Annotated in this window: 18 protein-coding genes and 1 pseudogene; 11 read left to right on the top strand and 8 right to left on the bottom strand. The window is 74.8% G+C overall.

Annotated elements, in window-relative coordinates; translation table 11 throughout:
* Nucleotides 1–17 precede the first annotated feature (17 nt).
* On the bottom strand, nucleotides 18–494 hold the full coding sequence (locus ACWGB8_RS18880) for an LIC_13387 family protein (protein ID WP_452214630.1): 477 nt from the start codon (nucleotides 492–494) through the stop codon (nucleotides 18–20).
* Between the two features lie 184 nt (nucleotides 495–678).
* Here ACWGB8_RS18880 and ACWGB8_RS18885 point away from each other — a divergent pair, with 184 nt between their 5' ends.
* Both ACWGB8_RS18885 and ACWGB8_RS18890 read left to right on the top strand, forming a co-directional pair.
* Complete coding sequence (locus ACWGB8_RS18885; RefSeq protein WP_452214631.1) at nucleotides 679–1,344, top strand: TetR/AcrR family transcriptional regulator; 666 nt, start codon at nucleotides 679–681, stop codon at nucleotides 1,342–1,344.
* A gap of 73 nt (nucleotides 1,345–1,417) precedes the next feature.
* Nucleotides 1,418–1,843, top strand: a complete 426-nt coding sequence (locus ACWGB8_RS18890; protein ID WP_452214632.1) for a hypothetical protein — start codon at nucleotides 1,418–1,420, stop codon at nucleotides 1,841–1,843.
* Nucleotides 1,844–2,191: 348 nt separating this feature from the next.
* Here the strand turns inward: ACWGB8_RS18890 and ACWGB8_RS18895 are convergent, their stop codons facing one another.
* Complete coding sequence (locus ACWGB8_RS18895) at nucleotides 2,192–2,713, bottom strand: hypothetical protein (protein WP_452214633.1); 522 nt, start codon at nucleotides 2,711–2,713, stop codon at nucleotides 2,192–2,194.
* A gap of 476 nt (nucleotides 2,714–3,189) precedes the next feature.
* Complete coding sequence (locus tag ACWGB8_RS18900) at nucleotides 3,190–3,720, bottom strand: hypothetical protein (RefSeq protein ID WP_452214634.1); 531 nt, start codon at nucleotides 3,718–3,720, stop codon at nucleotides 3,190–3,192.
* Nucleotides 3,721–3,923: 203 nt separating this feature from the next.
* Between ACWGB8_RS18900 and ACWGB8_RS18905 the strand changes: the two genes are divergently transcribed.
* Both ACWGB8_RS18905 and ACWGB8_RS18910 read left to right on the top strand, forming a co-directional pair.
* Nucleotides 3,924–4,238 carry an STAS domain-containing protein gene (locus tag ACWGB8_RS18905; protein WP_452214635.1) on the top strand — a complete coding sequence of 105 codons (315 nt, stop codon included), beginning with the start codon at nucleotides 3,924–3,926 and terminating at the stop codon, nucleotides 4,236–4,238.
* A 530-nt stretch (nucleotides 4,239–4,768) separates the two neighbouring features.
* Nucleotides 4,769–7,615, top strand: a complete 2,847-nt coding sequence (locus ACWGB8_RS18910; protein WP_452214636.1) for a PQQ-dependent sugar dehydrogenase — start codon at nucleotides 4,769–4,771, stop codon at nucleotides 7,613–7,615.
* 79 nt (nucleotides 7,616–7,694) lie between these two features.
* Here ACWGB8_RS18910 and ACWGB8_RS18915 read toward each other — a convergent pair whose 3' ends face one another.
* Together ACWGB8_RS18915 and ACWGB8_RS18920 are read right to left on the bottom strand one after the other, a co-directional pair.
* A complete protein-coding gene (locus ACWGB8_RS18915; protein ID WP_452214637.1) occupies nucleotides 7,695–10,154 on the bottom strand; it encodes a SpoIIE family protein phosphatase in 2,460 nt (819 codons plus the stop codon).
* A 147-nt stretch (nucleotides 10,155–10,301) separates the two neighbouring features.
* The gene (locus tag ACWGB8_RS18920) at nucleotides 10,302–11,552 is read right to left on the bottom strand and encodes a trans-sulfuration enzyme family protein (protein WP_452214638.1); all 1,251 of its coding nucleotides are present in this window, start codon (nucleotides 11,550–11,552) and stop codon (nucleotides 10,302–10,304) included.
* A gap of 73 nt (nucleotides 11,553–11,625) precedes the next feature.
* Between ACWGB8_RS18920 and ACWGB8_RS18925 the strand changes: the two genes are divergently transcribed.
* Nucleotides 11,626–13,071 (top strand): aminotransferase-like domain-containing protein, encoded by a 1,446-nt coding sequence (locus ACWGB8_RS18925; RefSeq protein ID WP_452214639.1) that lies wholly within the window; start codon nucleotides 11,626–11,628, stop codon nucleotides 13,069–13,071.
* Nucleotides 13,072–13,221: 150 nt separating this feature from the next.
* On the opposite strand, the gene ACWGB8_RS18930 is transcribed toward ACWGB8_RS18925, so the two are convergent.
* Nucleotides 13,222–13,743 carry a MarR family winged helix-turn-helix transcriptional regulator gene (locus ACWGB8_RS18930; protein WP_452214640.1) on the bottom strand — a complete coding sequence of 174 codons (522 nt, stop codon included), beginning with the start codon at nucleotides 13,741–13,743 and terminating at the stop codon, nucleotides 13,222–13,224.
* A 62-nt stretch (nucleotides 13,744–13,805) separates the two neighbouring features.
* Here ACWGB8_RS18930 and ACWGB8_RS18935 point away from each other — a divergent pair, with 62 nt between their 5' ends.
* The 3 genes and pseudogenes from ACWGB8_RS18935 to ACWGB8_RS18945 all read left to right on the top strand — a co-directional run.
* Nucleotides 13,806–14,885 carry an ABC transporter substrate-binding protein gene (locus ACWGB8_RS18935; RefSeq protein WP_452214641.1) on the top strand — a complete coding sequence of 360 codons (1,080 nt, stop codon included), beginning with the start codon at nucleotides 13,806–13,808 and terminating at the stop codon, nucleotides 14,883–14,885.
* Between the two features lie 292 nt (nucleotides 14,886–15,177).
* Nucleotides 15,178–15,780 carry a hypothetical protein gene (locus ACWGB8_RS18940; protein WP_452214642.1) on the top strand — a complete coding sequence of 201 codons (603 nt, stop codon included), beginning with the start codon at nucleotides 15,178–15,180 and terminating at the stop codon, nucleotides 15,778–15,780.
* A gap of 66 nt (nucleotides 15,781–15,846) precedes the next feature.
* Nucleotides 15,847–15,990, top strand: a pseudogene (locus tag ACWGB8_RS18945) (GNAT family N-acetyltransferase); the annotation flags it as partial.
* 40 nt (nucleotides 15,991–16,030) lie between these two features.
* Here the strand turns inward: ACWGB8_RS18945 and ACWGB8_RS18950 are convergent.
* Nucleotides 16,031–16,831 (bottom strand): hypothetical protein, encoded by an 801-nt coding sequence (locus ACWGB8_RS18950; protein ID WP_452214643.1) that lies wholly within the window; start codon nucleotides 16,829–16,831, stop codon nucleotides 16,031–16,033.
* Between the two features lie 256 nt (nucleotides 16,832–17,087).
* On the opposite strand from ACWGB8_RS18950, the gene ACWGB8_RS18955 reads away from it, so the two are divergent.
* Complete coding sequence (locus ACWGB8_RS18955) at nucleotides 17,088–17,255, top strand: SflA family class IV lanthipeptide (protein WP_452214644.1); 168 nt, start codon at nucleotides 17,088–17,090, stop codon at nucleotides 17,253–17,255.
* Nucleotides 17,256–17,257: 2 nt separating this feature from the next.
* Nucleotides 17,258–19,834 carry a class IV lanthionine synthetase LanL gene (gene lanL / locus ACWGB8_RS18960; RefSeq protein ID WP_452214645.1) on the top strand — a complete coding sequence of 859 codons (2,577 nt, stop codon included), beginning with the start codon at nucleotides 17,258–17,260 and terminating at the stop codon, nucleotides 19,832–19,834.
* Between the two features lie 52 nt (nucleotides 19,835–19,886).
* Here the strand turns inward: lanL and ACWGB8_RS18965 are convergent, their stop codons facing one another.
* Complete coding sequence (locus ACWGB8_RS18965; protein WP_452214646.1) at nucleotides 19,887–20,273, bottom strand: hypothetical protein; 387 nt, start codon at nucleotides 20,271–20,273, stop codon at nucleotides 19,887–19,889.
* Nucleotides 20,274–20,703: 430 nt separating this feature from the next.
* Here ACWGB8_RS18965 and ACWGB8_RS18970 point away from each other — a divergent pair, with 430 nt between their 5' ends.
* Nucleotides 20,704–21,804, top strand: a complete 1,101-nt coding sequence (locus tag ACWGB8_RS18970) for a substrate-binding domain-containing protein (protein ID WP_452214647.1) — start codon at nucleotides 20,704–20,706, stop codon at nucleotides 21,802–21,804.
* Nucleotides 21,805–21,956 lie beyond the last annotated feature (152 nt).

Genomic DNA, 21,956 nt, shown 5'->3' on the forward strand with positions numbered 1-21,956 from the left:
GCCCCCACTCCCCCGCGCTACCCCGCCGAGCGGCCGGACGGGGCCGCGCGGTGGAGCGCGAGGGCGAAGGCGCAGGCGGCGACGGTGAGGACGGCGATCGGCGGCACGGGCAGCAGGAGTACGGATATCGCCAGGCCGACCAGGGAGGCCGCGAGGCAGATCCAGCCGAAGGCCGTCCGGTGCTCGACGAGCGCGGGGGCGTGGCGGGCGACGGTGAGGGCCAGGAGTCCGCAGGTGACGATGAAGAGCGCCATCGCGATGCTGATGCCGTTGAACACGTCGAGAGTCGTGCGCTCCACGCCGAGCACGGTGAGCCCGGACTTCCGCATGGCGTCCTGGACTTCTCGCCGTTCCGGCGTCTGCGCGGCGAGTTCCATCGCACCGGAGAGCACGAGGTGGCCGGTGCCGAGGACCACGAAGCTGTAGGCGCCGACCCTGAACGGCCGGAGGGCGCCGGTCCGATGGGTCGGGCGGGTGCTGACTGCGGAGTTCACCGTTGCTCCTCGGCATCGGGACAGGCGGAGGCGTCCACACGGGAGAACCGAACGCCCGCACGCGGGAACCCGGCACCGCGCCACGGCACGTGACGGGCGCGCACAGTCGGTCGGGCGCTCCCACCCCTCCGATCCTCTACGTCTGTAGAGTACGCGGCGCACTCTACACCTCTAGAGTGAGGGGGTGTCCACACCTGACCACCGAGACCGCCCAGACCACCGGGACCACCAGGACCGCGACGACCGGACCAGCCGGAGCGGCCGCCGGGAGCGCCCGGACCGCCGCGACCTGATCGCCGACGCCGCCATCGGCACCGTCGCCGCCCTCGGGCTGCGCGGCCTCACCCATCGCGCGGTCGACACCGCCGCGGGCCTTCCGGCCGGCAGCACCTCGTACTACTTCCGCACCCGCGGCGCACTGATCGGCGCCTGCTTCCAACGGCTGGGCGCCCTCACGATCGCCGACGTGGACCACTGGGAGACCGTCCACGGGCGCCCGGACCCGGACACCGCCGCGGACCAGCTGGCCACCCTGCTGCACCACTGGCTCACGGCCGGACGGGAACGCCAGCTCGCCCGCTTCGAACTCAGCCTCGAAGCCGCCCGGCGCCCCGAACTGCGCGCGGACCTGGAGGCCGCCGGGATCGCCGCCCGCGCCCGGGCAGCCGCCCTGCTCGCCGCCCTCGGAGCCCCCCGCCCCGCCGCGGCAGCCGACCTGCTCGTGGCCTGGACCGACGGCCTCATGTACGACCGGCTCGTCGGCCCGCCCAGCCCGACCCGCGCCCAGCCCGACGTCGCCGAACTGACCACCACCGTCCGGCGCATGCTCGCAGCCGCCCTCACGGCCTGACCCCCGCCCGACCGTCGACCGGCGGGGCGGAATCGAGTGGCCGCGCGGCGCGCACGGCTGGGAGGGTGGGTCCATGAGTGATCGGGAGACGGCACCGGTTCCGCCCGGCCGCGCGGAGGTGGCGGCTCAGTGGCGCGCTCTGGTCGCGGGCGAGGTGACCCGCGAGGCCGCGCACGCGTGGGCGGTTCCGTGGGTGGAGGGCGAGGGGGCGTTCGCCGACTTCGAGGACCCGCTGGTCGTCACGGCCCTCCAGTACCTGCACGGGTTCGACCTCCGCCGGGATCCGGGCCGTCCGAATCTCCTGCGGCACGATCTTCTGCGGCACGGCGCAGCGGGCGAGGGCGAGTGGTGCCGCTCGCCGGACGACATCGCCGACGGCTTCGTCCGCTGGCAGGCGAAGTGCGCCGCCTACGATGCGGATCCGCAGGGCTGGTCACGGGCGGTGCGCGAGCAGGCGCAGGCTCTCGCCCGGGCCGAGGGGGCACGGCTCGGGCGTTGACGACCGGTCAGGTCCGGGCCGCGGTGACGACGGCCCCGGGGCGGGGCCGGTGCGGTTGCCGCAGCACGCCGACGCGGAGCCGGGCGGGCTTCGGCCGCAGCGGTGTCCGGCCGAGACCAGTCGGGCATGTTCCGGCCAAAGTGATCCCTTCACAGGTTGCACACTGGCTGCAACGGCGTCGGCCTCTGGCGGCACCGGACAGCGAAGGTCGGCCCGTACACCCGCCCCGGCTCGCCGATCCCGTCGGGCTTCCGTTCGAAGACCTCCTGGCAGACCGATTGCAGTGGCCTCGACTCCTGGTTCCTGGTTCCCGCTTCCTCGCCAAGGCCTGCGTCCGCCGCGCCCCCGTCAATCGGCGTTGACGACGGCGAACGCGGCCTCGCCGCGCCCGAAGGCGGCGAAGAGCTCCGGCAGGGACGCCGGGGCCGGGAGTCCCGACTCGATGAGGAGCACGGCCGGCTTCTCGCCCAGGTCGCCGTCGCCGTCGCCACCGGCCAGGAAGTCCGTCTCGATCTCCCGGCGCAGCAGCGTGACCCGCCCGTCCATGCGCCCGTCCACCCGCCCGGCGCCGTTCAACGCCTCCAGGCAGGGGCGCAGGGCCTCATTGCGCGCCACCGCCTGGTCCAGCACGTCCGGCCAGGCCGCGATGCTGACGGCGAGTCGGGGGCCGGTGCGCTCGTAGCGGGCCCACAGGTCTCCGGGAAGCAGGTAGAAGACCCCCTCCTCGCCCTCGTGGCCCGCCCCGGTCAGATCGGCGACCAGGCGCTCGCCCGGGTCGTCAGAGTGCAGGTCGACGGCGATCAGCACGCCCTCGTCGTCCGGACCGAACGGGGGGACCGCCGTGATCCAGATCTGCGCAGCATCGCTCATGCCCGCCATCCAAGCAGGGCCCGACGACAGCCGGACGGAAACGCGATCAGGGCCGGCCAGCGACGACCGGGGCCGGACAGCGAACGGGTCCGGCCGCGCTCGGGGGTTCGCGGCCGGACCTGCTGAACACCAGAGTGCGGCGCAGCGCCCGCGCCGGCCACTCACCGTACGCCATCGGTGCACGCACCGTGTCCGGGCCGGGTCCCTCGCGCACCCCGTCCCATCCCCGTCCCGTCGCGCACCCCGGTCCGTCGCGCACCCCGGCCCGTGGCTGTTCGTCGCCGTGGCCTGGCCGCACACCGCCCTGGCCCGCCGGGCCGAGCCGCCGCCCACCGGACCGAGCCGCCGGGCGCGCGGGGATCCAGCGGGCGGCGGTCGTCGCGGCCCTGGAGCTGCTGCACGAGCTGCGCACGAGGTGCTGCGCCCACCGCGGTGAACGTCGCCGGAGCGCCGTACGGACGGGCCGAGCAGCTCGGTCACAGGGCCGGGGGCCGGGTCTCCTTCCCCTCCGGCCCGGCGAGCACCGCGGCGCTCACCGCCCGGTGCCAGGCGGTCAGGGTGCGGGCCTGCTCGTCGGCCCGGGCCGACAGGCGGTCCAGGTCGGCCCGGTCGAGCCGGTCGTCGGTGTCGGCGATGGCCCGCAGCGCCCGCCACAGGGCCGCCTTGCCCTCGACCCCGATGCGCATCGTCTCCAGCTCGATCAGGTCGCTCAGCGGGGCGCGGCGGACCAGCGTGCCGTTGGGCTTGAGGCGTCCCAGGCGCTCACCCGCCAGGCCGAGCCAGGTGCGGTAGTGCCGGACGGGGACCTGCAGGCCCTCCATGATCCGGACCAGGTCGTCCCGGTCCTGTTCGATGTCGCGGGCCAGCCGGTGCAGCTCGGAGGCCCGGCGACTGCCCGGGTGGGTGCGGGCCATCCGCCGGGCGAGCGCTGCGCCGCCGAAGGCCCCCGTGAGGTGGTCGTTCAGGTAGATGTGCAGGGGCTCGGCCAGCGGTTGGGGCGTTCTCATGGCGACTCCTCCCTCTCGCCTCCCCATCGTCCCCCGGGTGGCCGTCCCGGCGCGCGGTGGCCGGACGGGCGGGGCCGCCGGATGATCGGAGATGGCGCACACCTTCCGGAAAGGGCCCGAGCATGTCCGGAGCATCCGACTCCCGGCGGGGCGCGGACAGTCCCGATGGACCGCCCCTGCGTGTCACGACCACCGAACGCACGGTGCGCACCGTGGTCTGCCGGATGGAGGGCGAGGCCGACCACGAGGGCCGGCTCGCCCTGGAGCGAGCCCTGTCGGAGGCCGTCGCCGCCAGGCCCACGCTGCTGGTCGTCGACCTGGGCCCGCTCACCTTCGCCGACTCGGCCTGCCTCAACGCCCTGCTGCACACCCACCACGAGGCCGAGGAGGCCGGCGTCTGGCTCGTCCTCGCCGGCCCGGGCCCGCAGCTGCAGCGGCTCCTGTCGGTCACGGGTACGGACGAGGTCTTCACCGTCCGCTCCAGCCTCCACGCGGTGATCGGCACCAGCACCGCATAGCACGCAGGCTCCGCCCGGCGTCGTCGAGGCCGCCGAACCGCCGCCGAACCGCCACCGATCGAAGTCCGGCCGCTCGCGCTCCCGGAGCCACCGGTCCGGAAACGCGGCGGCCTCGGCATGCTCACCCGCCCCCGCCCCCGCCCCCTGCCCCTGCGGCACGCGGGAGTCCCGCACGGACACCAGGACGACCGCCCACCGCCCGGGTCCGGCCGTGACCCCGCCGCGGAAGCTCGACGCCGGCGAGACGTCGGGGCTGCTGCGCGAGGTCGGCGGGGGGCCGAGCAGTCTCGAACCCCCCGAGGACGACGCCCCAACTCTGCGCCTCCATCGACCTGTTGTACGCCACGAGAATTGACGAACGATCAACTCGCTTTCACCGACGCCGTCATCACGCTGAGCAGGCGGGGGCGAACATTGTCCTGAACAAGCGCATCGCTCGGTAGACGATCCGTCAAACAGCTGTTCCGCACGGGATGTAGGCACTACGGTCCCGACGAGAGTCGCCCCCTCGTCCCTGCGGGAGTCAGTGCATGCAGACCCGAAGTCGGCGGACCCCTGTCGTCCGACGCCTGTCCACCGTCCTCGCCGGCCTGCTCCTGGCCGCCGGAACCGGCCTGACACCGCCGGCCGCGGCGCACGACGACCCGGACGATCCGACCCACAGCCGGGCCTCGCACTTCGCGCAGGTCGCGCTGGCCAGGGGCGAGGCCGAGGTCGGCGAGCCGATGTCGCTGGCGGTGCTGCCGGACCGCTCGGTGCTGCACACCTCGCGCGACGGGACGCTGCGGCTGACCGGCCCGGCCGGGGACACCCGGGTGGCGGGCAGCCTGCCCGTCTACTCGCACGACGAGGAGGGCCTCCAAGGGGTCGCCGTCGACCCGGACTTCGCCACCAACCGCTTCGTCTTCCTCTACTACGCGCCCCGGTTGTCCACCCCGGCGGGCGACGCCCCCGCCACCGGCAGTGCGGCGGACTTCGCGCCCTGGGAGGGTGTCAACCGGCTCTCCCGGTTCGTGCTGCGCACGGACGGCACCCTGGACCCGGCGAGCGAGCGGAAGGTCCTCGACGTGCCCGCCACCCGCGGGATGTGCTGCCACGTCGGCGGTGACCTGGACTTCGACGCCGCCGGGAACCTCTACCTCTCGACGGGCGACGACACCAACCCCTTCGCCTCGGACGGCTACACGCCGATCGACGAGCGGCCCTCCCGCAACCCGGCCTACGACGCCCAGCGGACCGCGGGCAACAGCAACGACCTGCGGGGCAAGGTGTTGCGGATCAAGGTCAACGCCGACGGCTCGTACGGGATTCCCGCGGGCAACCTGTTCGCCCCGAACACCCCGCGGACCCGTCCGGAGATCTACGCGATGGGCTTCCGCAACCCGTTCCGGATGTCCGTCGACCGGTCCACCGGCGCCGTCCTCCTCGGCGACTACGGCCCCGACGCCGGCACCGCCTCGCCCGCCCGCGGGCCGGCCGGGCAGGTCGAGTTCAACCGCATCACCCGGGCCGGCAACTTCGGCTGGCCGTACTGCACCGGCCGCAACGACCCGTACACCGCCTACGACTTCGCCACCGGCGGCTCCGGGCGGCCCTTCGACTGCGCGGCCCCGCGGAACACCTCGCCGCACAACACCGGCCTGACCGAGCTCCCGCCGGCGCAGCCGGCCTGGCTGCCGTACGACGGCGGTTCGGTGCCCGAGTTCGGGACCGGTTCCGAGTCGCCGATGGCCGGGCCGGTCTACCGCTACGACCCGGCCTCCACCTCGGCGGTGAAGTTCCCGCGGGAGTACGACGGGGACTTCTTCGCCGGTGAGTTCGGCCGCCGGTGGATCAAGCGGATCGGGCAGGCGCCGGACGGGTCGGTCCGGTCGATCGAGCCGTTCCCCTGGCAGGGCACCCAGGTGATGGACATGGCCTTCGGGCCGGACGGCGCGCTCTACGTCCTCGACTACGGCACCGGCTACTTCGGCGGCGACGCCAACTCGGCGCTGTACCGCATCGAGTACCGCTCCGACGCGCTGCCCCCGGCGGCCCGGGTCTCCGCCGACCGCACCTCGGGGACGGCGCCGCTGACCGTCGCGTTCTCGTCGGCCGGTTCGGGCGACCCCGGGGGCGGCCCGCTGGCCTACGCCTGGGACTTCGGCGACGGCGCCGGCTCGACGGCCGCCGATCCGTCGCACACCTTCGCGGCGAACGGCCGGTACCAGGTACGGCTGGTGGTCACCGGCCCGTCCGGGCTGACCGCCTCGGCCGGGGCCACGGTGACGGTCGGCAACACCGCGCCGACGGTCACCCTGGAGCTGCCCGCGGACGGCAGCGTCATCGACCCCGGCGAGGCGGTGCCGTACCGCGTCACCGTCAGCGACCCCGAGGACGGTGCGATCGACTGCTCCCGGGTCCGGGTCTCCTTCATCCTGGGCCACGACAGCCACGGCCACCCGCAGACCTCGGCCACCGGCTGCAGCGGCACCGTGCAGACGATCGCCGACGGCGAGCACGATCCCAACGCCAACGTGTTCGGGGTCTGGGACGCCGAGTACACCGACGGGGGCGCGCCCGGCCAGCCGCCCCTCACCGGCCGCGACCAGGCGATCTCCCAGCCGACGCACCGCCAGGCCGAGCACTGGTCCGGCTCGTCCGGGATCACCGTCTACGCCCACGACGCGGCGCACGGCGGCCGGACGGTCGGGGACGTCCACCACGGCGACTGGATCTCGCTCGCCCCCTACCGGCTCTCCGACGTCGCCTCGCTGACCGTACGGGCCTCGTCGGCCGGCGCCGGCGGCACCGTCGAGGTCCGCACCGGGTCGCCGGACGGCCCGCTGCTCGGGTCGGCCGCCGTGCCGGTCACCGGCAGCTGGGAGTCCTTCCGGGAGATCGAGGTACCGCTGCGGAACGGGCCGGCCGGCACCACGGCGCTGTACCTGGTCTTCACGGGCGGCGCCGGGGCGCTGTTCGACGTCGACGACTTCGTCGCCCACCGGTCGCCGCCCGCCGGTCCGGTGCACGGCCCGGCGGGCAAGTGCCTGGACGTCGCCGACGCCGCCACCGCCGACGGCACCCGCATCCAGCTCTACACCTGCAACGGCACCGGGGCGCAGCACTGGACGCCCGGGCCGGACGGCACCGTGCGCGCCCTCGGCAAGTGCCTGGACGTCTCCGGCGCCGGGACCGTCGACGGCACCCGCATCCACCTGTGGGGCTGCAACGGCACCGAGGCCCAGACGTGGGTCCGCACGGCGGCGGGCGAACTGCGCAACCCGCGTTCCGACAAGTGCCTCGACGTCACCTGGGGCAACACCGGGGACGGCACCCCCGTCCAGCTCTGGACCTGCAACGGCACCGCGGCGCAGCGCTGGACCTTCCCGGCCTGACCGCGCTCCGGGGCGCCGGACGGGACCAGGCAAGGGGTGAGGGCAGGGGTAGGGGCAGGGGCGTCAGGGCAGGGCGGGGTCAGGGCAGTTCCTGCTCCGACCAGATCACCTTGCCCTCCCCCAGGTGCCGGGTGCCCCAGCGGCGGCTCAACTGGGCGACCAGGAACAGGCCCCGGCCACCCTCGTCGGTGGTGCGGGCGTGCTTCAGCCGGGGTGCGGTGCTGCTGGAGTCCGCAACCTCGCAGGTGAGCACCGCGTGCCGGATCAGCCGCAGCCGGACGGGCGGGCGGCCGTGGCGCAGGGCGTTGGTGACGAGTTCGCTGACGATCAGCTCGGTGCTGAAGTCCAGCGCCGACAGGCCCCAGGCGGCGAGTTGCCGGGTGACGGCGGCCCGGATCCCGGCGACGGCCGCGGGGGCCTGCGGCACGTCGAAGGTGGCCACCCGGTCCGCGGGCACCACGGGGCAGCGGGCCACCAGCAGGGCGGCGTCGTCCTGCTCGCCGCCGGTGCCGAGCACCGCCACCACGGCCTCGCAGGCCGCCTCCGGTCCGGCGGGTGCCTGCTCCAGGGCCGTGCGCAGCCGCTCCATGGCGGCCACCGGGTCCGGGTCCGTACGGGCGAGCAGGCCGTCGGTGTACAGCGCCATCAGGCTGTCGGGCTCCATCGCGACCTCGACCGCCTCGAAGGGGACGGCCCCGAGCCCGAGCGGCGGCCCGGCGGGCAGGTCGAGGAAGCGGGCGGTGCCGGCCGGGTCGAGGACGAGCGGCGGCGGGTGGCCCGCCCTGGCGAGGGCGCAGTGGCCGGCGACCGGGTCGAGGACGGCGACCAGGCAGGTGGAGCCGAGCAGGGTGTTGGCGACCCGGCCGTCGGCGGAGGGGTCGTCCTCGATGAAGGTGAGCACCAGGTCGTCGAGATGGGCCAGCAGCTCATCGGGGGGCATGTCCATGTCGACCAGGGCCAGCATCGCGCCGCGCAGCCGCCCCATGGCCGCGGCGGCGTCCAGCCCGTGGCCGACCACGTCGCCGACGACGAGCGCGAACCGGCCGCCGGAGAGCGTGATCACGTCGAACCAGTCCCCGCCGACCCCCGCCTCCGGGTCGGCCGGGAAGTAGCGGGTGGCGCACTGCACCCCGGCACCGGTGGTGGCCCTCGGCAGCAGGCTGCGCTGCAGTTCGAGCGTGGTGCGGTGCTCGCGGGTGTAGCGCCGGGCGTTGTCCAGGCTCAGCGCCGCCCGGTCGACGACCGCCTGGGCGGCCTCCAGGTCCTCCTCCTCGAAGGGGTCGGCGGTCACGCTGCGCAGGAACGTGACGGTGCCCAGGGTGGTGTTGCGGGCGCGCAGCGGCACGATCATCTGGGAGTGGATGCCGAAGCGGCGGGCCTGTTCGGCACGGTCCGGGTCGTGCCGCAGCCAGCCGTCCTCCGAAGTGCCGATCACCCGCTCCAACCGGGCCCGGCCGTCCGTGAGCCAGTGCCCCATCGGGGAGTCCGGCGCGTAGTGGCTCTCCTCGCCGACGCGGACCACGGTCTCCGGCGCCCCGCGGCGGACCGACTGGTGGGCCGCCCGGCGCAGCACGGCCGAGCGGTCGGCCGAGAGCGGGGCGACCTCGCCGCCGGTCAGCACCGCGTCCAGCAGGTCGACGACCACCAGGTCGGCCATCGCCGGCACGCCGAAGTCGGCCAGCTCCTGGGCGGTCTGCCGGACGTCCAGGGTGGTGCCGATCCGCTCGCCGGCCTCGCTGAGCAGGGCCAGCCGCTGCTTGGACAGCCAGCGGTCGGTGGCGTCGACGACCATCATGCAGATGCCCTGGACGCGCCCGGCGCCGTCCTCCAGCCGGAAGATCGTCGCGGACGTCGCGTGGGCGCGCCGCGGGTCCCGGCGGACCCGTCCGGTGAACTCCAGGTCCATCTCCGGCGCACCGGTCACCAGCACCCGGCGCATCGCGGCCTCCACCGTGACGTGGTCCATCAGCGGCTGGACCTCGGCGAAGGTGCGTCCGATGCGCTGCTCGGAGGTCACTCCCCCGAGCCGGTTGAGCTCCTCGTTGGCCCACACGAAGCGCAGCCGGGTGTCGAGGATGCTGATGCCGACCGGGGAACGCGCGAGCAGGCGCTCCAGCAGCGACCGGTTGGCCTCCCACCAGGGCGCGCTGGTCAGGTCGTACGCGACGACCAGGGCGCCCGACGGCGGGCCGGCGTCCGCCCGGACGGGCCAGCGGCGCACGCCCAGGCGGCGCGGCCAGCCGTCGGCGTGCCGCACCTCGACCACGCCGGACCGCTCCTCCGGGGCCGGCCGGCCGGCGCCCCCGGGCGGGTGCACGAGCAGCGACGTCAGGGGCCGGCCGATCATGTCCTCCGCCGGGTAGCCGAGCAGTTCCTCCGCGGCGGCCGACCAGCCGGTCACCCGGCAGTCCCGGTCGACGGCGGCAGCGGCGGCGCGGGCGAACTCGGCGGGCGGTTCGGCGGTCGCGTCGGGCGTGTAGCGGTAGCCCCGGCCGTCCCTGCGGCCGGCGGCGGGACCCTCGGCGGTGTCGTGATCCATCCGGAACCTCCGTCGGTCCGATTTTCCCATCGGCCCTGCGCGAGCGCCTGCCCGGGCGGATAGCCGGGCGGCCGCACCGCCGCCGCCGCGGTCGGTGACACGGGTGCGCGGCTCGCGGCTCAGGCCGCCGGCCGTCGCGGACCGGGCCTACCTGGCCTCGGGCAGGGCCCGCAGCGCTTGATCGAGGTCCGTCCACAGGTCCTCGACGTGCTCGATCCCGGTCGAGAGCCGGACCGTTCCCGGTCCGATGCCCGCCGCGGCGAGGGCGTCCGCGTCGAGTTGGCGGTGCGAGGTGGAGGCGGGGTGCATGACGAGGGTCTTCACGTCGCCGAGCGAGGCACTGAGCGAAGCCAGGCGGACCCCCGCCACGAAGGTCCGGCCTGCCTCCCTGCCGCCCACGAGGTCGAAGGAGACGACCCCGCCGCCGCCCCTGGGCAGCAACCGGGCCGCCACCTCGTGGTCGGGGTGCCTCGCAAGGGAGGGGTGCCGGACGGCGGCGACCGCCGGGTGGGTGCCGAGCCGCGCGGCGAGCTCGGCGGCGTTGGCGCACTGCCGCTCGATGCGCAGCGGCAGCGTCTGCAGACCGCGAAGGGTCAGCCAGGCGGCGAACGGGTCGGTGGTGGCGCCCTGTTCCACCGCGTAGTGGCGGACGGCGCGGTACATCTCCGCGTCCTTGAAGACGGCGATGCCGCCGAGGACATCGGCGTGACCGGCGAGGTACTTGGTCGCCGAGTGCACGACGATGTCGGCACCGTACTCGATCGGCCGGCACAGCAACGGCGAGGCGAAGGTGTTGTCGACGGCGGTCGGGACGCCGGCCTCACGAGCGGCGCCGATCAGGGCGGGCAGGTCGCAGACCCGGGTGGTGGGGTTGGCGATGGTCTCCAGGTAGAGCAGCCGGGTCTCGGGGCGCAGCGCGGCCCGCACCTCGTCGGGGTCGTCGCCGGAGACGTACGTGACCTCCACGCCCCAGCGGGCGGTGAGGTCGGCGAGCAGGGCGTACGTGCCGCCGTAGAGGCAGCGCTGGGCGATCACGTGGGCGCCGCCGGAGAGCAGTGCGAGCAGGACGCCGTTGATGGCGCCCATCCCGGAGGCGTACGAGAGCGCCGCGGCGCCTCCCTCCAGGCGGGCGACGGCGGTCTCCAGGGCGCGGACCGTGGGGTTGCCCAGGCGGCTGTAGACGAAGGTGCCGGTCGAGTCGAAGGCCTCGGCCATGGCGTCGGCGGTTTCGAACGCGAAGACGTGCCCCTGGTGGAGGGGGACGCCGAGCGGCCTGCTGCCGCGGATCTCCGGCTGCGGGGGGTGGACGGCGAGGGTTTCGGGGTGAGGTGCCGGGGCACAGGGGTGGGCGTCGGCGGAGGGGTGCACGGCTGCGGAAGGACGGATGCCGGTGGTCATGACGTCCAGTCTGCGAACGGAGGACTTGCGGTGACAGGACCAATCCCGGCAGATTGGTCTGCCGATGGAGCCAATGACGATGGACGACCTGGTCGCCCGGCTCGGCCGCTGGTCGGCCGGCCGGGGACCGCTGTACATCCTCCTCGCCACCCGGCTGAGGCAGTTGACCGACGAGGGGTGGCTGCCGCCGGGCACGCTGCTGCCGCCGGACCGACGGCTCGCCGCCGCCCTCTCGGTCGGGCGTACGACGGTGGTGTCGGCGTACGAGACGTTGCGCCACGAGGGGCGTCTGATTCGCCGCCAGGGCAGCGGCACGCGCGTGGCGCCGGCGGTCCTGGCGCCGGCGGCGCCGCGGGTGACGGAGACCTCCAACCCGATGTTCCTGCACCTCCTCGATCCCTCGGGCCAGGACGGGGTGATCCTCCTGAGCTGCGCCGCACCCGTCGGTCCGCCTCCCGGTCTCACCGAGGCGTACGGGCAGCTCGTCCTTCCGGGCGACGACCTGGGCTACCACCCGGCCGGCCTGCCCGCGCTGCGCGAGGCGGTCGCGCGACGTTACGAGCGGCGGGGCGTGCCGACCTCCGCTGCGCAGATCCTGGTCACCACCGGCGCCCAGCAGGCCCTCTCGCTGCTCACCCGGTTGCTGCTCGCGCCCGGCGACGGGGTGCTGGTGGAGGCGCCGACCTATCCCGGGGCACTCGACCTGTTCCGGGAGGCGGCGGCGTTGCCGTACCCGGTACGGGTGGGGGCCGACGGACTCGACGTGGCGGAGGCGGCCCGGGTGATGGAACATCACCGCCCGGCCCTCGCCTACGTCAACCCCCGCTTCCAGAACCCGACGGGCACGGTCCTGCCGCCGCTGCCCGGGCGGCGCCTGGTGGAAGCGGCGGAGGCGTACGGGGTGCCGCTGGTCGACGACGAGGTGCTCACCGACCTCGGCTTCGGCGACGCCCCGCAACAGCCGCCGCTGTCCTCGTACGGCTCCGGGGTGATCGCCGTCGGCTCGCTCAGCAAGGCGGTCTGGGGCGGCCTGCGGATCGGCTGGGTTCGCGGCCCGGTCCCGCTGGTGGCCCGGCTCGCCCGGTTGAAGGCGATCCATGACCTGGGCAGCGACGTTCCGGCGCAGCTGGTCGCGGTCCGGCTCCTGGAGGACTTCGAGCAGTCGCTGTGCCGCCGGAGGCGGGAACTGCGGGCCGGCCACGACAGGCTGCGCGCCGAGCTCGCCCGGCGGCTGCCCTCCTGGAGCTGCCGGCCGGCCGAGGGGGGCCAGACGCTGTGGGTACGGCTCCCGCACGGTGACGGGGTCGCGTTCGCCCAGGTCGCGCTGCGCCACGGGGTGGCGGTGCTCCCCGGCTCGACGATGGACGCCCTCGGTGGCAGCACCCGCCTGCTGCGACTGCACTTCCTGCTCCCGCCGGACATGCTTGCGGAGGCGGTACGCAGACTCGCGGAGGCGTGGGCCGAGTACGCCCCGGACAGCGGGCCGCGGACCGCCGCGCTGAACGCGATCACCGTCTGAGCCCGTCAGCGGGGCACGGGAACGGTCCTCCGCTTCCGCCGCACGGGAGGTGCCGACGTTCCGCCGTACGGGAGGTGACGACGTTCGGTGCGGCGGTTCGCCCGTCCGGTGTCGACACCGCCGAAGCCGGCGGACCGGGGCGCCACCGCCTCAGCGGTCGGCCGTCACCGGTGCGGTCAGGCCCGCGAGGGCGGCGAGGGCCGGGGCGGGGTCGGTGGCGCAGGCCGTGCGGACGGCGGCGTCGTGGGCGGCGGCCAGGGCGTCGAGGCGGCCGAGGGTGCGACGGCCCTGGCGGGAGAGGTGGGCGGTGATCCGGCGGCGGTCGGTGTCCGACTGGCGGCGGTACACCCAGCCGCAGTCGGCGAGCGCGTCGACCACCCGGCTGAGGCTGGCCTGCGGGATCACCAGGGCACGGGCCAGGTCGCCCATCGTCCGGCCGCCGCCGCCCTCGTCGGTACCGTCACCGTCCGGGGCCAGGGCGCGCATCACCCGCCACTGGTCGAGGGTGCAGCCCTCCTCCTCCAGGAGGCCCGCCAGGCCGCGGGCCAGCCGGCGCTGGGCGACGGTCAGCAGTTCGATCAGCAGCGGTCCGGACACCACGGCCTCCGCCGCCGCCTCCACCGGCACCGCCACCGCGGTGTCCGGTCGCCCGGTCGGGCTGCCTGCGGACATGTCGCCATCCCTTCCCCGGGAAACCCCTTCGCGGAACCGTCGGCACGACGATACTCGCTCGGGTGAGCCTCGAAGCCTGTCTGCTCGACCCGCTGGACGCCCTGCACGGCGGGCCGCACCCGGCCGCCCTGCGGGTGGCGCTGGTGGTGCCGCAGTCCGGCGTCCTCGGCCTGACCGGACCGTCCGCCCTGGACGCGGCGCTGCTGGCGGCGCACGAGGTCAACACCGCGGGCGGGGTGCGCGGGCGGCCGGTGGAACTGGTACTGGTGGACGGCGGGGCGGCGCCCGCGGCCGTGGCGGCGCAGGTCCGGGGGCTCGCCGACGCCGGGGCGGTCGACGTGGTCGCGGGCTGTCACGCCAGCGACGTCCACCGGGCGCTGGAGGCGGTGACGGGCGGCCGGCTGCCGTACGTCTACACGCCGCCGCACGAGGGCGGGGCCCGGCTGCCGGGTGTGCTCTGCACGGGCGTCGACCCGGCGGGGCAGCTGCGCGGGCAGGTCGAACGGCTCACCGCCCGGCACCGGCTGCGCCGTTGGGCGCTGATCGGCAACGACTACATCTGGCCGCGCGCCGTGCACCGGGCCGCCGCCGCGCGGGTGGCGGGCACGCCGGCCGCCGTGGTGCTGGAGCGGCGGATCCCGTGCGGGGCGGTGGCCGGGCAGGTCGGTCCGCTGGTGGACGCGCTGCGCGCCTCGCGGGCGGACGCCGTGCTGCTGAGCCTGATCGGGCGGGACCTGGTGGACTTCAACCGGGCGCTGCGCCGCTCGGGCCTCGACCGGCGGCTGGTCCGGCTGTCGGCGGCGCTGGAGGAGAACGGCCTGCTGGCCTGCGGGGGCGACGACACGGGCCTGTTGTACGCGACGATGCCGTCCTTCACCTCGCTGACCGACGAGTGGCGGCTGGATCTGGCGGCGCGCCACCGCGCCCTGTTCGGGGCGTACGCGCCGGTGCTGGACGCCTACGCGGAGGGCCTGTACGAGGGGCTGCACCTGGTGGCGGCGCTGGGGCAGCGGGCCGAACTCGCGGCGGACGGCCTGCGGGCGGCGGCGGGCCGGCTGCGGGACGGTGGGCACGGCGCCCGCCGCGACCGGGTGCACCTCGCCCGCGCGGAGGGCCTCGGGTTCACCGTTCTGGGGCGCTGACCGGAGCCGTTCCCCCTCCCCCTCGCACAGGGCGCCCCCGACTCTTTCGGGGCCACTCTTGCGCGCGGAACTGCTCGGCACGGCACGGCCGTTCGGCGGTGTGCACCAGCGGCTCCGGCAGACCGCGGCCGCCTACCTGGCCCGCCGCTGAGCCCGGCCGCCCGCCCCGCCCGCCGGGCGGCCGGGCGGGGAGGCGGCCCCGGGCCTGTCGGACGCGCGCCCTAGGGTGATCCGCGCAGCCGGCCGGCGGTTGCCGCCGCACCGGCGCCCCCTCCCCGAGGAGCCGTCCACCATGGGCTACCACACCGAGTTCACCGGCCGGATCGCCGTCCGGCCGCCCCTGAACCAGGCCGAACGCACCTACCTGCGCGACTTCGCCCGGACCCGCCGGATGCACCGCGCAGCAGGCCCGTACTACGTCGGCGGGCCCGGCTACGAACCCGCCGGCCGCGGCCGGCGGCCGAAGGGTGCCGACGACGTCCACGACGCCAACCTGCCGCCGCAGGGCCAGCCCGGGCTCTGGTGCAGCTGGGAACCGACCGACGACGGCAGCGCCATCGAGTGGAACCAGATGGAGAAGTTCTCCTTCGCCACAGAGTGGATGCAGTACCTCGTCGACCACTTCCTCAAGCCCGGCGCCGCCGCCCAGGGCCGGCCCGGCTTCGAGGAGTTCACCTTCGACCACGTCCTCGACGGCACCGTCGACGCCAGCGGCGAGGAGCCCGGCGACCTCTGGCAACTCGTCGTCCGCGCCAACACCGCCACCACGGTCACCATCAGCGAACCCTACGACGGCGACCCCGACTGGATCTGCACCACCTGCCTGCGCCTCCTCGACGACGAGGACAGCACCTGCTGCCCCGGCGCCGACACCGCCCCCTCCTGGCCCGCCTGACCACGACGGAGCCGCTCAGCAGCCGCCCAGGGAGGTGCGCAGGTCTGCGTGGACGACCCTCAAGACGAAGCCCTCGCCGTCCTCCTGGTCGACCCCGACCACCCCAGGGTCCAAGCCCTGTACGAGTCCTGGGACTACCGACGGATCGGATTCCGCCAGCCCTTCGCGGACTCCCCCCGCTACGCGGTCATGCTGCGCACTCTGCCGTGAGCGGTGCGGCACCCCGGGTGCGGCGCAACGACGTCCGGCATCAGCCCCGTTGGATGCCGGACGCGTCCTTCAGCACGCCGCGGCGTCCGTCCTGGAGCTGGACGACCAGGCCGTCACCCGCACTTCCCACGGCGAGGTACCAGGTGCCCGGGGTCAGTTCGGAGACCGGCTCGGAGCCGCCGCGTTCGCCGACCAGTGGGCGTACGACGGGCACGGCGAACCAGAACGGCATGAAGTCGTCGTCGCCCGGACACGAGGGTGCCGCGGCCACAGGGTATCCGTAGCCCACAGGAAGGGGGCTTCCCCGCAGGTCTTCCGTCTGGCGCACCAGCAGCAGGTTCATCGCCTCGGCTGCGGCCTCGGCCCTGGTGCGGAGTTCCGCTAGGTCGTGTTCCGGGGGCCGCTGGGCGGCTCGCTGCAGTAGCACCCGGCGGATCAGGGTACTGGTTTCGGTCAGTGAGTGCCGGGCGTTCGTGGCGGGCAGCCCCGGTCCGCCGGCGACGAGCTTCACCCCGTCGAGGGAGGTGAGGCGGTAGAGCGCAGTGGTGAGGACGTCCAGCAGCTCGCGGACGGTGGTGTCGTAGGCGTCGATGTCGGTCTCACGGTCCGATTCGAGGTTCTGGATCACGAGTTCCGTCTGGAGGGCCCAGGAGCGCGTGGCGACGCGGGCGGCCGCCGCGGCTTCCAGGGCGACCTGGGTGCTCCGGAGCGATTGCGCCCGCAGCTCCGCCGATTCGCCGGCCTTGCGTGAGGACCGCTGGACGAGCCCGGTGCCCACCGCCCCGATCGAGGCTCCGCCCAGCACTCCGATCAGCCCGTAGATCGCCTCGACGGTCGCCATGGCGGCAGTGTCCACGAGTGGTCCGGGCGCGACAAGAGTGCCTCGTCGGTCATGAACGACCGTGATCCGGACGGCCGCACACCGGCTCTCCACGGATGTGCGGATTTTGTAATGCTCATGCGTTCTGACCTCTTGTCAGGCCGATCATTCGTACCTACCTTCGAGGTTCAGGACCCCGGCCCCACCCGGTGCGGTGGTCCTCGGCGACCGCAATCCGCGCACTCGCCGGACACGTGACAAGACCTGGAGGCGTCACATGCCCGTAGCCATGCTCGACGAGATCCGCGATGCCGGTCCGCTGGTGGTCGACGACGAGGCCATTGCGTTCGAGGACGACGACCGCAGCGACCACGAGGCGACGGCCTGCCTCGCCGATCCCTGGGTGACCGCGACCACGCGTTTCGCCTGCGACCTCACCTCCTGACGGTGGCCGGGTCCATCGCCGGTCGCAGCGGGTGGTCCGACGCCACCTGGTCGTACCTGAACGATCCGCGGATGCCGGCGGTGGACCACGGCTGGAAGCTGCACGTCTCGGCGCGCCCCGGGGATCTCGACGCCGTGGTCGGGCTCGTCCTGCCGGTACTGGCGCGCCATGTCTGCCACGCCAAGTGGGCCTGCGGTCCGGAGGTCCTGCGGGACATCAACTCCGGTGTTCCGGGGGCGGGTTCCGTCGGCAAGGCGGTCACCGTCTACCCGGCGCCGGGGACTGTCACCGAGGTCGCCGACGAGCTCGTGGCCGTACTGCGCGGCCGGGAGGGCCCGCAGATCGTCAGCGACCGGCGGGTCGATCCGCAGGCTCCCGTCTACTACCGCTACGGGCCGTTCACCGGCGACTACCGTACCGGGCGCAGCGGGCGGCTGGAGTCGGTGATGGTGGGCCCGGACGGCCGGGTCTTCGACGGACTGGCCGGCGGGGCGTACCGGTGCCCGCCGTGGGCCGAGGATCCCTTCGAGGGGCGGGCCGGGCGCGGCGAACGTCCTTCCGGCGCCGCAGGGTTGGGCGGTGGGCGCTACCGGGTGACCGGGGGGATCGCGCGCAAGCCGCAGGGCAATGTGTACCGCGCGGTCGACCGGGTCACCGGGCTGCCGGTGGTGGTGAAGCAGGCGCGTGCCTTCGTGGCGGAGGACGAGTCCGGTGCGGACACCCGGACCCGGCTGCGCAACGAGCGGGCGGTCCTGGCGGCGCTCGACACCGCCGCGGGGGTGCCGCGCGCGCTCGACTACTTCCGCCACCGCTCCGACGAGTACCTGGTGATGACCGGTTGCGGCGACCGGGACCTGCGGCGGGACGTCCAGGAGCACGGGCCGTACCGGGACGGCAGCAGCGGGCCGCGCGGGGTCGCCGACCTGGCCCGCCGCCTGCTCGACGTCCTGGACGGGATCCACCGGCGGGGTGTGGTGGTCCGCGATCTGAAGCCGGACAATGTGGTGCTCGATGCCGAAGGCCGGTGCCACGTCGTCGACTTCGGGATCAGTGCGCTGGCCGGTTCCGGGCCGGACGGTTCGACGCCCGGGTACAGCGGCCCGGTGCGGCGCGCCGACGGGACGGCCGAACCCGCCGACGACTACTACGCGTTGGGCGCCACCCTGGGCTTCGCCGCCACCGGTTTGGATCCGGTGGTCGTCGACCCGGACGGCGCGGTCGGCCGGGACCGCACCCTCGACGGGCTGGCCTGGGCGCTGCCGGGTGACGGCCACCGGTGGATCCGGGCGGTGATCGCCGAGTTGACGAGCCCCGATCCGGTGGTGCGCGGCGCCGGGGCGGACCGGCTCCGCAGCGGCGCGCCCGCGGCGGGGCCGGACGTGCGGCGCCCCTCCCTGGTCCGGGTGGACGACGGCCTGATCGAGGAGATCGTCGAGCACACGACCGCGTACTGCGTCGAGGAGGCCCTCCGGATCGCCGATCCGGTGGTCGCCGACCGTGCTGGCGTCCCGACGCCGATCGACCTCTACGGCGGGAGCGCCGGGCTCGGTCTGGAACTCCTCCAGCACCTCCACCGGCCCGGGGTGCGCGCCGCCGTCGACGCCCTGGCGCACTGGACGGCCGGCCAGTCGCGGAGCCTGTCGCCGGGATTCTGGTCGGGTCGGACGGGTGTCGAACTCTTCCTGGCGGCCGCGGCGGCCCCGCTCGCCGGACGGGGCGAGCACCCCGTCCTGCCGACGAGCGGACCGGGCGGCGGGCCGCCGGAGGCGGACGTGATCGAGGGCGTCGCCGGCATCGGCATCGGCCGCCTGCTGCTCGCCCGCCGGGCCCTCGCGGCCGGGCACGCCGAGGAGGCCGGCCGCCACCTGGCCGTCGCCGCCGACTGCGACCGGATGCTGGCGTCCGGACGGGCCCGGTTGTCGCCCGCGGGCGCCGACCGGATCGGAAGTGCCGCCCTGCGCGAGGGACTTGCGCACGGCGCGGCGGGGGTCGCCTACTTCCTGGTCGAGTACGCGAGCACGACCGGGGACGCCGATGCCCTGCGCCGGGCCCGGCGGGCCTGTGCCGACCTCGCCGCCCGCACGCCGGGCATCGTCGCGGCGGCGACCGGTCCGGGGGCGACCCGCCGCTACGGCTCGTGGTGCCGCGGGCTGGCGGGGATCGGCGCGGTGCTGGTGCGCGCCGCCGACCGGCTCGGCGAGCCCGAGTACCTGGCGCTCGCCCAGCAGGCCGCACGCACCTGTACCGTGCTGGCGCCGCGCATGCCGCTGGTCACCCAGTGCTGCGGCCTCGCCGGGGTCGGCGATCTGCTGGTGGACGTGGCCGGGGCGTCCGGGTCGGGTGCCGGGGCCGAGGAGTTCCGGAGCGCCGCCGGGACCGTCGCGGCGATCGTCCTGGCCCGCAGCGGCGGCACTCCCGCCCGCCCGGTGTTCCCGGATGCCGGGCTGACCCGGTCGAGCGCCACCTGGGCGGGCGGTTCCGCGGGCGTGCTCGCCTTCCTCCGCCGGCTCGGGGACGGCGGCGGGCCGCGCCTCGGCCTGCTCGACCTGCCGGGGGCCGGGCACCCGGCGGCGGGCTGACGGACAACCGGAGAGCCGGGCAGGCGGGCACCAGCGCGCCCGGCGCCGGCCGTCAGTACCCGCGGGCGGCCGTGACGAGGTCGTGCGCCCGGGACTGGCGCTCCAGGTAGGCGTCCAGCGCGGCGGCCAACTCCTTCGCCGACGCCAGGACTTCGGGGCGCAGCTCGGCCACGAGGTGCAGCTGTGCGCCCACCCGCACCAGGGCCGGCTGCCCGACGTGGAAGTGCCCGGACGGCGGCTCCAGGAGCAGAGCGAAGCAGGGCCCGGCGAGCGCGCCCGCCATCCACTCCTCGTACTCCCCCAGGGCCGACCAGACGACCATCGGCCCGTCCGCCGTCCCCACCAGGCAGACGCTCGGGCGGCCGAGGACGTCAACGGTGCTGGTCGCGTACGCGTCCATGACCCGCGGGAGCAGTTCCGGACGGTCGAGCAGGTCCACGGCGCCCCGGATCAGGGACGCAAGGTCGGCGGAAATCGGGCATTCTCCTCGGCGGTCACAGCGGTCACAGCGGTCACAGCGGCCGGGCGGTCACAGCGGCCGGGCGGCCGGGCGGTCCGGCGCCGCCATGCTAGGGCTTGCCCGGCCCGGGGCGCAGCCGTCCCGGGCGGCTCGGGGTGTGTGGTCCGGGGCCGACGATGCGGGCGCGCCTCAACCCCGGACGCCGGCCGCCGGCCGCTGACGCGCCGCACGCCCCACGCCGCGCGCCGGCCGCCACACGCGATCGGTCACCGAGCGTCACCGGAACCGCCCCGACGGTACCGGGGTGACCCGTTCGGCACAGTCCGAATCGTGCCGGGCTGCGGTTGTTCGCAGACTCGGGAGCGGGGGTGGACCCACGGGGGTGGACTCAAACGGAAGAGGCATCCTCATGAGAAACGGTCTGCGCCACGTCCTCGTGGTGGTGGCGGCGGCTTCGGTCGGTCTCGGTCTGACGTCGTGCGGCAGCGCCAAGGAGTCGAGCGGCGGCACCTCCACGGGCACGGCGGCGACGGGTGGGCCGATCAGGATCGGCCTGCTGCTGCCGGAGACGAAGACGACCCGGTACGAGCAGTTCGACCGCCCGCTGATCGAGCAGAAGATCAAGGAGCTGGCGCCGAACGCCCAGATCGACTACTACAACGCCAACGAGAACGCGACGACCCAGCAGACCCAGGTCGACACCGCGCTCACCAAGGGCGACAAGGTGCTGATCCTGGACGCGGTGGACTCCAAGTCGATCCAGTCCTCCGTCCAGAAGGCGCACGACGCCGGCGTGAAGGTGATCGCGTACGACCGCCTGGCGCAGGGCCCGGTCGACGCCTACGTGTCGTTCGACAACCGGAAGGTCGGCGAGCTGCAGGGCGAGGCGCTGGTGGGGGCGGTCGGCGGCAAGGCCGGCCAGATCATCATGATCAACGGTTCGCCGACCGACCCCAACGCCGCCGACTTCAAGGCGGGTGCGCACCGCGCGATCGACGGGAAGCTCCAGATCGGCAAGGAGTACGACACGCCGAACTGGGACCCGAACAACGCCAACCAGGAGGCCGCCGCCGCGATCACGGCGATCGGCGCGCCGAACGTGGTGGGCGTGTACTCGGCGAACGACGGCATGGCCGCGGGCATCGCGACCGCCCTCAAGGCCGCGGGCATCAACGTGCCGCTGACCGGGCAGGACGCCCAGCTCGACGCCGTGCAGCGGATCCTGGTGGACACCCAGACCATGTCGATCTACAAGCCGTTCAAGCCGGAGACGGACGCCACCGCGCAGATCGCGGTCGCCTACGCCCAGGGGCAGACGCCGGACGCGGCGCTGCTGCCGGTCACGGTGACCAACGGCAGCGGCAACACCGTGCCGGCCAACCTGATCACCCCGATCGTCCTGGTCAAGGACAACATCAAGAGCACGGTGATCGCCGACGGCCTCTACACCCCGCAGCAGATCTGCACCGCCGACTACGCCGCGGCCTGCGCCGCCGCCGGCATCTCGTAGCGCGGCACCGTCCGGAGTCCCGGCCCGGGACCCCGGACCGCCCCTCGGGTGCCGGCCGCTGCGGCCGGCACCCCGGCCGCCCCTTCCGGCCGGCCCCTGGAATCCGTAGCCGCCCCGCCCTCCCCGGGGGCGGGGCGAGGGAGTTGGTCACT

The organism is Kitasatospora sp. NPDC054939 (assembly GCF_053610105.1).

Bases quoted from the DNA above. Each gene is read 5' to 3' on its own strand.
- ACWGB8_RS18890 (WP_452214632.1), top strand. From the start codon at position 1,418: ATGAGTGATCGGGAGACGGCACCGGTTCCGCCCGGCCGCGCGGAGGTG.
- ACWGB8_RS18900 (WP_452214634.1), bottom strand. From the start codon at position 3,720: ATGAGAACGCCCCAACCGCTGGCCGAGCCCCTGCACATCTACCTGAAC.
- ACWGB8_RS18910 (WP_452214636.1), top strand. From the start codon at position 4,769: ATGCAGACCCGAAGTCGGCGGACCCCTGTCGTCCGACGCCTGTCCACC.
- ACWGB8_RS18895 (WP_452214633.1), bottom strand. From the start codon at position 2,713: ATGAGCGATGCTGCGCAGATCTGGATCACGGCGGTCCCCCCGTTCGGT.
- ACWGB8_RS18920 (WP_452214638.1), bottom strand. From the start codon at position 11,552: ATGACCACCGGCATCCGTCCTTCCGCAGCCGTGCACCCCTCCGCCGAC.
- ACWGB8_RS18970 (WP_452214647.1), top strand. From the start codon at position 20,704: ATGAGAAACGGTCTGCGCCACGTCCTCGTGGTGGTGGCGGCGGCTTCG.
- ACWGB8_RS18925 (WP_452214639.1), top strand. From the start codon at position 11,626: ATGACGATGGACGACCTGGTCGCCCGGCTCGGCCGCTGGTCGGCCGGC.
- ACWGB8_RS18950 (WP_452214643.1), bottom strand. From the start codon at position 16,831: ATGGCGACCGTCGAGGCGATCTACGGGCTGATCGGAGTGCTGGGCGGA.
- ACWGB8_RS18930 (WP_452214640.1), bottom strand. From the start codon at position 13,743: ATGTCCGCAGGCAGCCCGACCGGGCGACCGGACACCGCGGTGGCGGTG.
- ACWGB8_RS18915 (WP_452214637.1), bottom strand. From the start codon at position 10,154: ATGGATCACGACACCGCCGAGGGTCCCGCCGCCGGCCGCAGGGACGGC.
- ACWGB8_RS18940 (WP_452214642.1), top strand. From the start codon at position 15,178: ATGGGCTACCACACCGAGTTCACCGGCCGGATCGCCGTCCGGCCGCCC.
- ACWGB8_RS18955 (WP_452214644.1), top strand. From the start codon at position 17,088: ATGCCCGTAGCCATGCTCGACGAGATCCGCGATGCCGGTCCGCTGGTG.